The sequence below is a fragment of the Nonlabens sp. Asnod3-A02 genome, assembly GCF_045063755.1.
In the GTDB taxonomy this organism is placed as follows: domain Bacteria; phylum Bacteroidota; class Bacteroidia; order Flavobacteriales; family Flavobacteriaceae; genus Nonlabens; species Nonlabens xylanidelens.
In genome coordinates, this window is the sequence record NZ_JBEFOC010000007.1 from 1,270,422 (window position 1) to 1,285,577 (window position 15,156).

General features: G+C 34.6%; 12 protein-coding genes and 1 tRNA gene. 8 read left to right on the forward strand and 5 right to left on the reverse strand.

Translation table 11 applies throughout. From position 1 onward, the window contains the following. The first annotated feature begins 150 nt into the window (after positions 1 to 150). Entirely contained in the window at positions 151 to 642 is a 492-nt protein-coding gene (locus ACJJVN_RS09230) for a Dps family protein (protein WP_104514948.1), read from the forward strand. Positions 643 to 715: 73 nt separating this feature from the next. Here ACJJVN_RS09230 and ACJJVN_RS09235 read toward each other — a convergent pair whose 3' ends face one another. Together ACJJVN_RS09235 and ACJJVN_RS09240 are read right to left on the reverse strand one after the other, a co-directional pair. Beyond that, positions 716 to 1,387, reverse strand: a complete 672-nt coding sequence (locus ACJJVN_RS09235) for a DUF4290 domain-containing protein (RefSeq protein WP_104514949.1) — start codon at positions 1,385 to 1,387, stop codon at positions 716 to 718. A gap of 63 nt (positions 1,388 to 1,450) precedes the next feature. Continuing rightward, a complete protein-coding gene (locus ACJJVN_RS09240) occupies positions 1,451 to 1,738 on the reverse strand; it encodes a DUF493 family protein (protein WP_104514950.1) in 288 nt (95 codons plus the stop codon). Positions 1,739 to 1,806: 68 nt separating this feature from the next. Here ACJJVN_RS09240 and ACJJVN_RS09245 point away from each other — a divergent pair, with 68 nt between their 5' ends. The 5 genes from ACJJVN_RS09245 to ACJJVN_RS09265 all read left to right on the forward strand — a co-directional run bounded on the left by ACJJVN_RS09245 (position 1,807) and on the right by ACJJVN_RS09265 (position 6,325). Beyond that, positions 1,807 to 2,334 carry an AAA family ATPase gene (locus ACJJVN_RS09245; RefSeq protein ID WP_104514951.1) on the forward strand — a complete coding sequence of 176 codons (528 nt, stop codon included), beginning with the start codon at positions 1,807 to 1,809 and terminating at the stop codon, positions 2,332 to 2,334. Between the two features lie 2 nt (positions 2,335 to 2,336). Then, positions 2,337 to 4,223 carry an ATP-dependent DNA helicase RecQ gene (locus tag ACJJVN_RS09250; protein ID WP_405377902.1) on the forward strand — a complete coding sequence of 629 codons (1,887 nt, stop codon included), beginning with the start codon at positions 2,337 to 2,339 and terminating at the stop codon, positions 4,221 to 4,223. Continuing rightward, positions 4,216 to 5,169, forward strand: coding sequence for a methionyl-tRNA formyltransferase (fmt, locus tag ACJJVN_RS09255; protein ID WP_405377903.1), 954 nt, complete (start codon positions 4,216 to 4,218; stop codon positions 5,167 to 5,169). The genes ACJJVN_RS09250 and fmt overlap by 8 nt, the downstream gene beginning before the upstream one ends. 153 nt (positions 5,170 to 5,322) lie before the next feature. Further along, positions 5,323 to 5,595, forward strand: a complete 273-nt coding sequence (locus tag ACJJVN_RS09260) for an HU family DNA-binding protein (protein WP_104514954.1) — start codon at positions 5,323 to 5,325, stop codon at positions 5,593 to 5,595. 169 nt (positions 5,596 to 5,764) lie between these two features. After that, a complete protein-coding gene (locus ACJJVN_RS09265) occupies positions 5,765 to 6,325 on the forward strand; it encodes a YqgE/AlgH family protein (protein WP_104514955.1) in 561 nt (186 codons plus the stop codon). Here ACJJVN_RS09265 and ACJJVN_RS09270 read toward each other — a convergent pair. Both ACJJVN_RS09270 and ACJJVN_RS09275 read right to left on the reverse strand, forming a co-directional pair. Next, positions 6,322 to 7,158, reverse strand: coding sequence for an aminotransferase class IV (locus ACJJVN_RS09270; protein WP_405368667.1), 837 nt, complete (start codon positions 7,156 to 7,158; stop codon positions 6,322 to 6,324). The genes ACJJVN_RS09265 and ACJJVN_RS09270 overlap by 4 nt on opposite strands. 49 nt (positions 7,159 to 7,207) lie before the next feature. Then, entirely contained in the window at positions 7,208 to 7,597 is a 390-nt protein-coding gene (locus tag ACJJVN_RS09275) for an START-like domain-containing protein (RefSeq protein WP_104514957.1), read from the reverse strand. Between the two features lie 148 nt (positions 7,598 to 7,745). On the opposite strand from ACJJVN_RS09275, the gene ACJJVN_RS09280 reads away from it, so the two are divergent. Together ACJJVN_RS09280 and ACJJVN_RS09285 are read left to right on the forward strand one after the other, a co-directional pair. Next, positions 7,746 to 7,819: transfer RNA gene (locus tag ACJJVN_RS09280), tRNA-Met, on the forward strand. Positions 7,820 to 8,321: 502 nt separating this feature from the next. Beyond that, positions 8,322 to 13,673: a LamG-like jellyroll fold domain-containing protein gene (locus ACJJVN_RS09285; RefSeq protein ID WP_405377904.1), complete on the forward strand. Its 5,352-nt coding sequence runs from the start codon at positions 8,322 to 8,324 to the stop codon at positions 13,671 to 13,673. A gap of 76 nt (positions 13,674 to 13,749) precedes the next feature. Here the strand turns inward: ACJJVN_RS09285 and hisS are convergent, their stop codons facing one another. Then, entirely contained in the window at positions 13,750 to 15,120 is a 1,371-nt protein-coding gene (hisS, locus tag ACJJVN_RS09290) for a histidine--tRNA ligase (RefSeq protein WP_405368672.1), read from the reverse strand. Positions 15,121 to 15,156 lie beyond the last annotated feature (36 nt).

The window sequence follows — 15,156 nt, forward strand, 5'->3', positions numbered from 1 at the left end:
TTATGTCTAACTACCTTTATATCATCATAAAACCATAAAATAGTCTTCTAGATTTTTAATTAATCTTAGAATTCAAATCGATAATGGTAAAGTAGCGTCTTCTATTAGATGTCAGTAATAAAATGTTTAAAAAACTAAAATAACCAAGAAATGAATTATTTAAATTTTGATTTAGAAAAAGCAAAAAACACCAGTAAAGAACTTAATATACTCCTAGCAGATTATCACCTATACTACCAGAAACTGAGAAATTACCACTGGAATATAGTAGGTCGTTCTTTCTTTGATCTTCATGTAAAATTTGAAGAAATGTACAACGACGCGATTTTAAAAATTGATGAAGTTGCAGAGCGTATATTGACCTTAAGATACCAACCTACTTCTAACTACAGTGATTATTTAAAATTATCTAACTTAAAAGAAACTAAGTCAGAGCTTACCGATATAGAAATGGTGAACAACCTGATTGAAGATCATGGAAGTATTCTTACACAAATGGCAAAAGTGGTAGAAACTGCCGGAGAATGTGAAGACGAGGGTACTATTGATTTAATAGGCGCTTATATCAGAGAGTTAGAAACTACAACGTGGATGTTAGACGCATGGAGAATGAATACAGAGAGTACTAGAAAGTCTGTATAACTCTCAATTAACACATAAAAAAGTCCCTTTTTATTGCAAAAAGGGACTTTTTTATGTTTAAGAATTAAAAGAATTAGTTTCTTCTTCTTCTATTATTGTTGTTATTGTTATTACTGCGACCACCTTTTTTATGATGACGATGGTTTTTATTACTAACACGATTACTACTCGTGTTACGGTAAATCAAAGACTTAGATTCTAGAAGATCTTCTTCTTTGGCAGCAAGGTTAATCTCCCCATTACTTAATTCAAACAAATGTTTGAAAATAACAGCATCATCTACAGAGTCTTTATTCCAGTTAAGGAAAGATTTCTTCATGTGATTTGCTATTATATAACTTAAAGCCTCTCGCTTCTCTCCTTTCTCCCATCCTAAAGCGATGTTAATCATGCTCTGGATATTATTTCCATAAAACCTATAACGAGGTCTTTTTTGAGGATAAGTCATTCTCGCTGGTCTCGCTGCAAGAACTTCCTTATCTGGAATAGGATAAGGTGAGTCTACATCTAGATCAAAATTTGCAATTACAAATAATTGATCCCACAGTTTATGTTGAAAATCTGCTACATCTCTTAAATGCGGATTCAGATTTCCCATCACACCTATAATGGCAGTTGCCATACGGTTGCGTTCCTCCTTAGTTTCTAGCGCTCTACAGTGCTCAACTAGTTTTTGAATATGTCTTCCATATTCAGGTATAACGAGCTGGTTACGCTCTGTATTATATTCTAGTGATGATATCAAATTGAAAATGTATTACTTGTTGTGAAGTGTTGCAAAATACATAAAAAGTTGTAATTAATCTACTTAAAGTGATATAACACCTTCTACAGTACTTACCTCTTTGTATTTTTCTATAACAGCATCAGGATCTTTTAACTTTACCATGATAGAAACACTTGTATAAGTTCCTTTACTAGATTCTTTAGTTTTAATCACAGCACCTGTATTATCAAATATATCTTCTATCTCTTTAATTTGCGTCCCTTGAGACGGAACTATAAATTTATATAGATATTTTGCTGGCCATGAACTGGTATCAGCAAGTTGTAGTTTCAACTTTGCGTAAAATTCTTCAGATTTTTTTCCTTCCATCATATCGATGCAAATATAATTCATGATAGACACGATTACTAAGCATAGATTTAGTTATTTTGTACTTTATGGAAAAGTTGAAAAGAATCTTAATAATAGGTGGTCCAGGATCTGGTAAAACTAGTGTCCTTAAAACGATAGAACTTAATGGTTTTAAAGTCCATCATGAAATATCTAGAGAAGTAACCGCAAAGGCTCAAGAAGAAGGCATCGATCAATTATTTTTAACAGACCCTTTTGCTTTTAGTAATCAACTACTTGCTGGCCGTATCATTCAATATAACGAGGCAGTAAATGGAATAAACTTTTATGACAGAGGCATTCCAGACGTACCTTCTTATCATGTATTTACCGGTGATGATATCCCAGATGAATACATGACAGCATGTGACGACCACAGGTACGACCAGGTGTTTTTTCTACCACCATGGGAAGAAATCTATGAAAGCGATGCAGAGCGTTATGAAAGCTATGAAGAAGCGGTCGTGCTAGGTGATATTCTTAAACGCTTTTACACTAAATTAAACTACACTCCTATAGAAGTGCCTAAACTAGACATAGAAGGCAGGTTTAACTTTATAAAGAACCATTTATAATATTGATCAACAAATCGTTAGACATATTAAACACGGTTTACGGTTATGAGAACTTTAAACCTTTACAAAAGGACATAATCTCTAACGTATTAGATGGTAAAGACACGCTTGCTCTATTACCTACAGCTGGTGGTAAATCTATTTGTTATCAAATACCAGGCATACAATTAGATGGAATATGTATAGTTATTTCGCCTCTTGTTGCATTGATAAAAGACCAGGTAGACCAACTTAAAAAACGCAATATAAAAGCGGTAGGTATTACAGGTGGTATATCCTATCAAGATCTAGATAATGTTTTAGATAACTGTATTTATGGCAGTTATGATTTTCTATACTTAAGTCCAGAGCGTTTACAGCAGTCATTAGTAAAAGAACGCATTCTTAAAATGAATGTGAACCTTATCGCTGTGGATGAGGCACATTGTATTAGTGAATGGGGACATGATTTTAGACCTGCATATCGAGAGATACATATATTAAAAGAATTACATCCCAGAGTACCTGTTATAGCTGTTACCGCTACAGCAACTCCTACCGTAGAAAAAGATATTATAGAAACCCTAGAATTTGATAATTATAGAGTTTTTAAAGCTAGTTATGAGCGAAGTAATATAGATTATCATATCCATAAAACTGGTGATAAAAGAAGCTCGCTCAATAGTTTTTATGCAACACATCCAGGTAGTAGCATTACCTATGTAAGAAGTAGAAAAAATGCTGTAGAATACACGCAACAGCTGCTACATAATGGTATTACAGCAGGATTTTACCACGGCGGTTTAAACAATAAATTAAGAGCAAAAACATCAGATCAATGGCTTCATAATCAGTTGCAGGTCATGGTGGCGACTAACGCCTTCGGTATGGGAATAGATAAACCAGACGTGCGTACTGTAGTCCATATGCAATTACCAGATAGTATAGAAAGTTACTATCAAGAAACAGGTAGAGCCGGTAGAGATGGATTACCTAGCATAGCCTACAGCATTTATAATCGCAACGACCTCGAGCATGCTTATAATCAGTTCATAAAATCACAGCCTACCCCTGCTTACCTCAAGTTTATATACCGCAAATTATCTAATTATTTGAGAATAGCACTAGGTGAAGGTGAACAAGAAACACATCCTTTATCATTTTCACAATTTTGCAGTACCTATCAATTAAACGGTATGCAAGCCTACAGCGCATTAACCGCATTAGAGCGATTTAGTGTCATCAGTCTTTCTCAAGGTTACCATAGACGGTCTAGTGTCCGCTTTCGCGAAAGCGGAAAACAAATCATGTACTTTGCTCAAAACAGGCCTGTCGTTAATGCTATCATACAGTCCATATTGCGCACCTATGGTAGTAGTGCAAATCAGGTGCTACAAATCAATGCAGCATTAATTGCAACGAGAAGTAATACTAGTGAGAACGAAGTTTACGAGACCTTACAATTATTACATGATCAAGAATTAATAGAAGCCACTATTACTAACACAGATCTACAAATAACCTATTTAATACCTAGAGATGACGAGCGTGTAATCAACAGTTTTTCTAAAGAACTAGAACGACAGAATGAATTGCGACTGGATAAGTTAAAAGCACTAGTAAGATTGATAACTAATACAGACACCTGTATTAATAGTATGTTACTAGCTTATTTTGGAGAAAAACCAACCTCTAACTGTGGTAAATGTAGCAACTGTTTAAAAGATAAATCACTTACATCTATATCACAAAAAGTATGGCATGTTTTACAAAAAGAACCTCTAGATATAGTAGAGATAGAACGACTTATTAAACAGCCCAAATCAATAATCATAACAGAAATAAAATCATTATTAGAAAGCGGTAAAGTAACCGTAACTAATGATAATAAATACCTATTAAATGGATAAATCATTGAGAATTGTATTTTTTGGAACTCCAGAATTTGCAACTGGAGTTTTAGATACTTTAAATAAATCACACCATACTATAGTAGCTGTAGTTACCGCGCCAGATAAACCTGCCGGTAGAGGTAGAAAAATTAACCAAAGTGACGTAAAAAAGTACGCCGTAGAAAACGAGCTACCAGTTTTACAACCTACTAATTTAAAATCAGAAGATTTTTTAAAAGAACTAGCATCTTACAATGCAGACCTGCAGGTTATTGTAGCTTTTAGAATGTTACCACAGGCCGTGTGGAAAATGCCAGAACTAGGTACCTTTAATCTACATGCTAGTTTATTACCTCAATATCGAGGTGCTGCACCTATAAATTGGGCTATTATCAACCAAGAAAAGAAAACTGGTGTCACCACTTTCTTTATCGATGAAAAAATAGATACCGGTGCTATCATTGCAAATCAAGAAACTGATATAGCACCACTAGAAGATGTAGGCTCACTTTATGGCCGTTTAATGGCTATGGGTGCTTCATTAAGTTTAGAAACAGTAAATAATATAGCGGCAGGAACCATAACTACTACTATACAAAAAGACTCGCAGGACTTAAAAGATGCACCAAAATTAAATAACAGCAATACTTTAATTGATTTTAAACAACCTGCAAGCACAGTAGATGCACTTATAAGAGGTTTATATCCATATCCTGTTGCAAAGGCAACCTTAATTAATAAAGAAGCTATGGTGGTTAAGATTCATAAATCTACCGTAATAGAAAAAGACCATAAAATGACTCCTGGTAGTTTTGTAATAGAAGAAGGAAAAATGGTGATAGCATGTGGTAAATACATGATAGAGATAGATGAGATACAAATACCTAATAAAAAGCGTATGAAAGTAAAAGATCTACTCAATGGATATACATTTGATCCTGATGCTAGATTTGACGTGGCTTAAGCGCATTTACCTTCTAAAAGCATATAGTTATTAACAATCTGTCGGTTTTATGAACAAATCATCGAGTTTTACGCTCTAATCCTTGTGTGGTCGCATATTCCGTATAAATTTGTTTCACGTTTTAGTTTAACCAACATTAATTTAAATTCAATTATGAACAAGACAGATTTAATCGAAGGAATGGCAGAGCATGCTGGAATTTCAAAAGCAGCAGCAAAAAAAGCATTAGAATCATTTTTAGGAAATGTAGAACAGTCTCTTAAAAAAGGAGATAGAGTATCTCTAGTAGGATTCGGTTCTTTCTCAGTTTCTAAAAGAGCTGCACGTGAAGGTAGAAACCCACAAACTGGTAAAACTATTAAGATCGCTGCAAAGAAAGTTGTAAAATTCAAAGCAGGTAGTGATTTACAAAAAGCTGTAAACTAATTTAAAATTAGTTTAAACATTTAAAAGTCCCGACTTAACTAGTTTAAGCTCGGGACTTTTCTTTTTAACCTACTTTTTTGATTAATTATCACTAGATACATTCTAAATTGATAAAATTAGTAGGAAATTGGTAAATTTTTATTAAGTTTATTTTAACTAATTAAACTCTATGAAAAATGTAATTCCAGAAAAAGGAAATCTTTTGGTTTCAGAACCGTCTGTTATCGGTGATGATTCATTCTCAAGGTCGGTTATATTACTTACTGAGTTTAATACAGAAGGTGTGGTGGGTTTTATACTTAATAAACCACTAGACTGTACTCTTGATCAATTGATACCTGAAATCTCATTAAAACTAGAAGTCTATCAGGGCGGCCCAGTAGAAACAGATAATCTATATTTCTTACACAACATTCCAGACCTTATACCAGAATCTCATTTAATAGAAGATGGTATATACTGGGGCGGTGATTTTCACGCTGTAAGTGATCTTTTAAAAAAAGGGATTATTACTGGTGAAGAAATAAAGTTCTTTCTAGGCTATTCTGGTTGGGAACGCTCTCAACTAGAAAATGAATTAGACTCTCATTCTTGGGTAGTGGTAGAAAATACAGACAGTAAAGACCTACTATCTGACAATATGCATGATATCTGGAAGAAGAAAATGAAAAACCTAGGTGGTGCTTATGAATTATGGTCTAACGCGCCAGAAAACCCTTCTTACAATTAATGAAAGAAGGTGTCGTTAAGTAATTCTGTTAATTCATTTGCCGTATCCAGGCTATATTCTTTTTTACGATATTTAGTAATGCTTTGAACACCTTTAACCATATTAGTAACAAAGATTTCATCTGCTCTTTGTAATTCAAATGGTGTGATAGTTTCTTCTACAAATTGATAATTAAGCATTTTCTTAAGTTGCTTAATTATTTGAGCTCTCATTATTCCTGTTAAACAACCATCAGAAATAGGTGGTGTTTTAATGACATCACCTTTACGTAAGAATACATTTCCAGATATGGCCTCTACAATCATTTTATTTTGATTGAGTAATAACAAATCATCATAGCTATTCTCTTTGGCAAAAATACCAGCTAGAATATTGATCGCTTTATTAGTAGATTTCAAATTGCTAAGCATAGACGCATAGACTAGATGATCTTTGAATAAGTCTACCTCTTTCTTTCCATCATTTATGTATGCATGTTCTAATGGAGTACAAGAAATAGAATAGTTAACACCGAGATCTTCTGGCGTGTAAAGTCCACCAGATTTTCTCCAAATTGTGATTCTTACTCTAGCGTGATTTTTTTCTAGACCTTCGTTAGTTAAAAGTTCTAAAATACTTTCTTCTAAAAACTCTGGTGTAAAAAAATCCGGAATATCCATACGCAAAATGCGCATGCTAGACATTAATCTAAAATAATGATCTTCAAATAATAATGCTACGCCATTATAACATCTTAATGTTTCAAACACACCATCACCATAAAAGGTACCTCTATTATCAAAAGGAATTAATGCATCTTGTTCTTCTAAAAATTCTTGATTAACTATTACCATAAAAAAAAGCCCTGTATTTCAGGGCTCAAAATTAATTCTTAATTATCTATTATCTGGATCCTATGACCTTTTTTAGAGCACTAATTTGATTTTCCCAGAACATTTTTTGTTCTTCTACCTCGTCATCATCATCACCGAAATCAGTAATCATTAAGGAAACATCTTTAGTTATTTCATCAACTTGAATTCTGAGTTCAAAGAACTTTTCAGTATCCTCATCATAATCCCATTGAAAACGAGCTCTTTCTCCCGCTACTCTTTTAATTATTTTTGCTACTTCCTCTTGTCCGTCCCAAATAAATTTGAAATATTCTCCACGACTATTTACATTATCAGCAAACCATTCAGACATTCCAGAAGGAGTCGCAACGTGTTGATATAATAAAGTAGGTGAAGCTTGTATAGGAAACTCTAGGTCAAATTTGATTGGTTCTTGCATTTAATAAACTTTTGTGGCAATATAAGGCTTAATTTGTTTCATTAAAAAACAAATTAATCTAAATTTTTAATGAATAACATTTGGATTTCAAAAATTAATTAATGTATATTTGCAGCCGCTTAAAAACGGTAACGTAATTAAGTAAAATGGCGTGGTAGCTCAGTTGGTTAGAGCGCAGCACTCATAATGCTGAGGTCGGCGGATCGTGCCCGCCCCACGCTACAAATCCCTTACTATTTTTAGTTAGGGATTTTTTTATTTATATACTCTTCTTCCCTACTTAATTTTACCAGCAACTAGATTAGATTTTAGACTTCCTACAATTAAAAAAGAATTTTAAAGTTGAACATTACAACATTTACCTATTGATAAAATAAATTAAATACTTAAATATGGTTATCAATACATTGTTTCTTTAAGATTCTTCCACTCCTATTTAATACATACCTCATCATAGCATCAATTTAGATCAATATCTCTTTTTACATATGTTAACCTCCTAAAAAGAATCTATATTTTATCATAAATTCCATTTAACAGTGTATAGTTCTAACAATTAGTACATTTAAACCGATTAAACAACAATTTATCGATACAACCGTACTACTAACATTCGACGAATGGTAAAATAAATGGGTAATTCATCGATATTATTGCTAAAATACGATTTATATCGATAAATGACATTTAAATTCGTGTACCCTGAATTCAATTTTAAGTACACATGAAAAAAATTACCCAACCTGAACAAAACTATTCTCTTGTATTTATTTTATTCTTTCTAATAAGCGTTTCTAGCATAGCACAAACTAGTAGAGTCACTCTGGATATCAATTGGCCCACAAATTCTGGTCAAAATTACGTATTGGTGTATGATCCAGCTGGAACTGAATTAGGTAGATACTGTAATCCTACTAACTGTTATAACGGAGCCAATAGATCATACTCAACGACTATCGACTTTGGGTGCCTTCCTGACGCAAACAATTATAGAATTAGACTTTTTGATAGATTCAATAACGGATGGGGAACCAGCTCTGTTACTGTGAATTCTGGCGGAAGCCCTGTTTTAACTTCTACAATAACTGGTGGTCAAAGTGGCGCGTCCTTTTTCTTCAATGTTTCTGGTGGTGGTTGTGGTGCACCTACTCCAGAAATAGATATCATAGGTAACGGATTAAGCATTTCTAATAATGACAGCACTCCAGATACTGCAGACTCGACCGACTTCGGTATTGCAGATGGATCAACTTCCTTATCAAAAACATTTACTATTGAAAATACTGGAACTGGACCACTTACCTTGTCAGGAGCTCCTGTAACCATTAGTGGTGTTAATGCTGGAGACTTTGCTGTAACATCACAACCTTTAAATAGTATACCTGCAGGATCTTCTAGTGATTTTACCATTGAATTCTCGCGTAGCGTTCCTGGATTAAGTAACGCCACCATAGAATTAAATTCTAATGATGCTGATGAAGGTACTTACAACTTTAGTATAACAGCTAGCTCTGCTGGACCAGTATCTACTCTTTATTATGAAAATTTTGATGCTGGGACTGGTGGATGGACTTCTACTTCTATTAGTGGTTTTGAATTTAGCCTTGGTACCGTTTTTAATGAAAAAGGTGAAGGAGATTATTGGTATACTGATAACTGGAACAACTTCCCTTCTAACGCTAGCGCTACCGTAACGAGCCCTATAATATCCACATTAGGTTATACAGATTTAAAATTCTGGATAGATTTCAGGACTAATACTAACGACGGTGATGACGGTATGAGAGTACAATATAGTAGTAATGGTGGTGCTACCTGGAATACTTTGGGGACAGATTCATCTGGCGAGAACTGGTATAATTCTGGAGATGTAGATGGTTTTGCAAATAATGCAGACGGCTGGACTGGTGATAATTCAAATTTAGATAACTCATTAAGTAGATTTGAAGAAGCTAGCCATGACTTACCTACTATTGCTTCTAATAATCCTAATTTGAGATTTAGAATAGCATTTGCAAGTGATGGTTCTAATACAGATGATGGGGTCCTTTTTGACAATATTATTATTACTGGACGCAAAATTATTACAGACATCGCACCTGACGGTCCAGCAGATGTTAACGATAATCTTACTCTGTGGTTAAGATCACAAGATATTGCATCTACCGACGGTACTTTGTTGCCATTATGGGAGGATCAAGCTCTCGATAACGATGCATTTGAAGTCCCTGCCAGCGCACCTGTTTTTGCTAATAACGTCACCAACAATATTAACTTTAACTCTACTGTTGCATTTGATAGATCTCAACAACAACATTTAAGAGGTAAAGGAGGTTTTAACTCTAACGATTACTGGATAGTGGTTAGAAGTACCATAGATATGACAGGAGCGCTAGCTGGTGAGACCATGTTACTAGGCGCAAAATATGCACCTGTTAATCCAGCAAAAGATCCTTCTGGATTAGGATGGGGACCTGTATCTGCACGTTATGATGATGAGGTTATTGCTCATAGTGTTGGAACAGTATCTGAAAATGACCCAGCAGATGGTAGTTATGGAAGAGCACTATCTGATGCTTCAGGAACTTTTGATGATGTACATATTCTGAATGTGAAAAACAACCCTGCAAATAACCAAACTGAAATTTATTTAAACGGTCGTAAAATCGATAATCAGACAGGTGTAACACAAGTGACAAGACAGACATTAAATTTTAGTGGTTTTTCAAATAAACCTTTTTATATAGCTGCTGGTAGATATCAATTAAACGGTCTTCCTTTTGAAACACACCTCAACGGTGAGATTACAGAAGTTTTCAGTTATCGCGATAGAAAGTCAGAATTAGTACAACAAAGAATCTATTCATATCTAGCTATTAAAAATGGGGTTTCTCTTCATCAACCTAGTAGTACATTAGATGATCATAGAGCTGACTGGGATTATCTAGATTCTGATGATAATGTTATATGGGATTATAGCTCAAACACACAATTTAATTATGATGTTGCTGCCATAGCTCGCGACGATAAATCTGAATTATTTCAAAAACAATCTAAAAGCGAGAACTCTACAAGTATAGTAGCTATAGGTCTAGATAAGGTGGAAGATTTAGGTTCTCAAAATTTAGAAGTATTTGAAAATGACAAGGACTTCCTTTTCTGGGGACACAATGGTCAGGACTTGAACGCATATGCTACAGTTATAAATCACGACTTAGGAATTGTAAATTCGGTATCTACTAGTCTCACCAGGGTAAATCGCATATGGAAAATAGAAGAAAAGACTGCTACTGACATTGCTACAACAGAAGTAAGAGTAGCTACTTCTGATTTTTCAGGTTTACCAGCACTAACCGCCAATAGAGAATATGTATTAATAGTAGCAGACGATGCTAATTTCACAACTAACCTAGAAACTCGATTTTTCTCCAATGATGGGTCTTATGAAAGAGCGTCATATAATTTTGACGGAATCAAATACTTCACATTAGGTATTACCGATGTAAAATATGACGATAGAAGTGTTTCTTTTGATGGTGTAGATGACCATATCATCATCGATAATCCACAAGGTTTAGGTAGTAACTTCTCTGCAAGTGCGTGGGTACTTAGTGCAGGACTCAACAGTACTAATACAGAAAGAACTATCGTTGCAAAAAGAGCAGATGGTACTGGTTTTCAATTATCTCTTAAGAATGACAACCGCATTTCCCTAAGATGGAATGGAAGTACCTTACAAGAAATGGTATCTAATACTGCTTTGAGTGATGGTGTATGGAGACATATAGGTTTCTCTTATGATGGGACTACTGCAAAAATTTATATAGATGGTGTTCTAGATATTCAAGAACCCTTCTCTACTCCTTTACCAGATGGAAACCTATTAGGGATAGGTGCTAGAATAGATGAAGATGAAACTGCTCATGATCATTTTAATGGAGAAATAGACGAAATTAGAATGTGGGATATTGCACTAAGTCAAAATCAAATACGATTTATCATGAACCAAGAGCTACAAGAAAATTCAAATCTTGTTGCTGGTAAAACCATACCTACTACCATTACTAAGAATGATATATCTGGATTAAACTGGAATGATCTTACTGCTTACTATAGTATGAACAGCTTTATAGGAACAGCATTAAATGATGAGTCAGTAAACAAAGGATATGGTAGAATGGCAAATGAAAATTATTTTGAATTAAGAAGTCAAACTGCGCCATTACCTTACATCAGTGGTGCTGATGGAGTATGGGAAAATACTTCTAGTTGGGAAAACGGCTCTCTTCTCTATACACCTGGTAGTACGAGAGTAATAAATGGAGTCGTTGAAAAGATAAATTGGAACATTGTTAGGACTAAAGACGAAGTAACTATTTCTAATACAGATATAATTCTATTAGGCTTATTTGTAGAAAGTAAAGAAATGAATGTAGATAATGATCATGGTTTAACCATAACTCATGTTCTAGATCTTCAAAGCTCTATAGATTTAAAAGGAGAATCACAATTAGTACAATTAACTAACAGTGATTTATTAGAATCTACAACAGGTTATATAGAAAGAGATCAACAAGGAACAGGTATAACATATGATTATAATTACTGGAGTTCTCCTGTTAGTATTACAACTGTTAACAGCAACAATAATGGATATACTCTAGATAACGTGCTTAAAGACGGTACTCTAGTAAATACCCCACGAGATCTCAATTGGACAGGAACTGGAGTAAGAGATGGTATTCCTGGAGACGCTACAACAGCAGCAACTATTTCTGGTAGATGGTTATATAAATACAGTAATTTAACCAGTAATACTTATTCTAACTGGCAGTATGCCGGACCTAATGGAGCGATTAACTCAGGAGAAGGATGGACTATGAAGGGAACAGGATCTGCTACAGAACAGAATTATGTATTTGTAGGTAAACCTAATAATGGAGATATAGATCTTCCTATTAATGCTGGTAATGATTACTTAATAGGTAATCCCTACCCTAGCGCACTAGATGCCCATGAATTTATATCAGATAATCCTAATCTAGATGGTACCTTATACTTTTGGGAACACTGGGGTGGAAACACACACATACTAGCTAGATACCAAGGTGGATATGCGATGTACAACTACTCTGGTGGTGTCGCAAATGCAACGATAGGAACCTCTAATCCTGATGTGAACCAAGGAGGTATTCCTACTAAACGTCCAGAACGTTTTGTACCGGTAGCGCAAGGTTTCTTTGTAACAGGTATAACAGACGGTACTATAAGATTTAGAAATGACCAAAGAAACTTTGTAACAGAAGCCTCAGGTAATAGTTTATTTGTCGCTGCACCTGGAGCAAGTTCTGGTAACGTGGCTTATGATGATTACAACGGTATTAATGACCCTAGACCTAAAATAAGATTAGGCTTTGATAGTCCTAGTACGATTCACAGACAGCTATTACTTACCATAGATGCAAATGCTTCTATGAGTTATGATAATGCTTTTGACGGTGTTCAAATAGATGAACAAATAGATGACATGGCATTTATTTTAGGAAATCAAAACCTTTCCATTCAAGGAATTAATGCTATGGATCCTCTCGTAGAATTACCTCTTATGGTAAAACTAGATGCCGCAGGAAGTATTACTATAAAACTAGATGATATTAAAAATGTAGAATCAACGCAAAAAATATTCTTGAAAGACGCTGTATTAAATACCTATACTGATTTAATGAATGGAGATTACCACAGCCCAATCCTTGCTGCTGGTGTAAACTCCACACGTTACTCTATAGTATTTAACGATCCAGTAACTTTGAGTAATGAAGATGTGGTATTACAAGAAAATGATCTTATCGTTTACACGCCTGCAGGTACAGAAACTCTCAATGTAAAGAAAGAACAAGAGATTATAGTAGAAACTTTAACCCTTACTAACATGTTAGGACAGCAAGTAAAAACATGGGACGTTACCGACCAGGATGGTATCATATCCGTGCCAGTAGCTAACCTAGCAAGCGGTAATTACATCATTGTACTAGACACTAACTTTGGTTTACAATCTCGCAAAGTGATTATTAAATAAAGAAATAGCCTGCTATATAATGACAAAAGCCTTTGATTAATTTCAAAGGCTTTTGTTTATATAAAAATTTACTATTTTAAGAAAGTCTAGAAATAATCTCTTCTGGAGTTAATTGTAGTTGTTCACCACTAGCCATATTCTTCAAATTTAGCTTTCCATCATTTATTTCATTCTCACCAGCTAGAATCACATAGGGTATGGCATTACGGTCTGCATAGCTCATTTGTTTCTTCATTTTTGCACTATCTGGATAGAGCTCTGTTTTAATTCCGCTTTCGCGAAAGCGAGATAACCATCCAGCACAATATTGCGCTTCAGACTTACCAAAGTTAATAAACAACACCTCTACTCCTGCTCTAACAGAGTCTGGGAATAGATTTAATTGTTCTATCACTAAATAAATACGGTCCAGTCCAAAACTGATACCTACACCACTCACATCTTTTAAACCAAATATACCAGTAAGGTCATCATAACGACCACCACCGCCTATACTTCCCATAGCAACACCTTCTGGCGCGGCAACTTCAAAAATACAGCCTGTGTAATAATTAAGTCCACGTGCAAGTGTGATGTCTAGATCTAGAACGGCACTTTTTAATGGCATTTGAGTTATAGAGGAATTTATAAATTCTAATTCTTCAATACCCTTAAGCCCTATTTCAGAATCTTTAAGCAATTCCTTCATGCTTGCAATCTTCTCTGCATAGCTACCGGTAAGTGAAAAAACAGGATCTAAAAGATCGATCGCTTTTTGATCGATTCCCTTGGAAAGCATCTCTTCTTGTACTTTCTCTTTACCTATCTTATCTAGTTTATCAAGAGCTACAGTAAAGTCTATCAACTTATCCTCAGCTCCCATCACCTCTGCAATACCAGCAAGAACTTTACGGTTGTTTATTTTTATAGTGCACGCTTTAAGATCTAGGTCTGTAAAAACGGCATCATATAATTGTACCAGTTCTACTTCTTGTAATAAAGAATTACTTCCTACCACGTCTGCATCACATTGTGTAAACTCTCTAAAACGCCCTTTCTGTGGTCTATCTGCACGCCATACATTTTGCATTTGGTAACGCTTAAATGGGAATGTGATATCATTTTGATGTTGTACTACATACCTAGCAAATGGTACGGTAAGATCATAACGCAGTGCTTTTTCAGAAATTTGAGAAGTCAGCTGGTTTTCTTTTCCTGTTTCTAATAGTTCTGGACTAGCTTTTTTAAGATACTCACCACTATTTAAAATTTTAAATATAAGACGGTCACCTTCTTCTCCATATTTACCCATTAAGGTATCAGAGTTCTCAAAACTAGGTGTTTCTATAGGCATGAATCCATACAACTCAAAATGATGCTGAATTTTATTCATGATGTACTGTCTGCGCTGTACTTCTAGTGGACTAAAATCTCTTGTACCTTTAGGAATGGATGGTTTCTTTGCCATAATAATATTTAAGGATGCAAATATAAACAGTTATCT

Excerpts from the sequence above, each read along its gene's own strand:
- ACJJVN_RS09230 (WP_104514948.1), top strand. The coding sequence starts at position 151 with ATGAATTATTTAAATTTTGATTTAGAAAAAGCAAAAAACACCAGTAAA.
- ACJJVN_RS09240 (WP_104514950.1), bottom strand. The coding sequence starts at position 1,738 with ATGGAAGGAAAAAAATCTGAAGAATTTTACGCAAAGTTGAAACTACAA.
- ACJJVN_RS09245 (WP_104514951.1), top strand. The coding sequence starts at position 1,807 with ATGGAAAAGTTGAAAAGAATCTTAATAATAGGTGGTCCAGGATCTGGT.
- fmt (WP_405377903.1), top strand. The coding sequence starts at position 4,216 with ATGGATAAATCATTGAGAATTGTATTTTTTGGAACTCCAGAATTTGCA.
- ACJJVN_RS09260 (WP_104514954.1), top strand. The coding sequence starts at position 5,323 with ATGAACAAGACAGATTTAATCGAAGGAATGGCAGAGCATGCTGGAATT.
- ACJJVN_RS09265 (WP_104514955.1), top strand. The coding sequence starts at position 5,765 with ATGAAAAATGTAATTCCAGAAAAAGGAAATCTTTTGGTTTCAGAACCG.
- ACJJVN_RS09270 (WP_405368667.1), bottom strand. The coding sequence starts at position 7,158 with ATGGTAATAGTTAATCAAGAATTTTTAGAAGAACAAGATGCATTAATT.
- ACJJVN_RS09275 (WP_104514957.1), bottom strand. The coding sequence starts at position 7,597 with ATGCAAGAACCAATCAAATTTGACCTAGAGTTTCCTATACAAGCTTCA.
- ACJJVN_RS09285 (WP_405377904.1), top strand. The coding sequence starts at position 8,322 with ATGAAAAAAATTACCCAACCTGAACAAAACTATTCTCTTGTATTTATT.
- hisS (WP_405368672.1), bottom strand. The coding sequence starts at position 15,120 with ATGGCAAAGAAACCATCCATTCCTAAAGGTACAAGAGATTTTAGTCCA.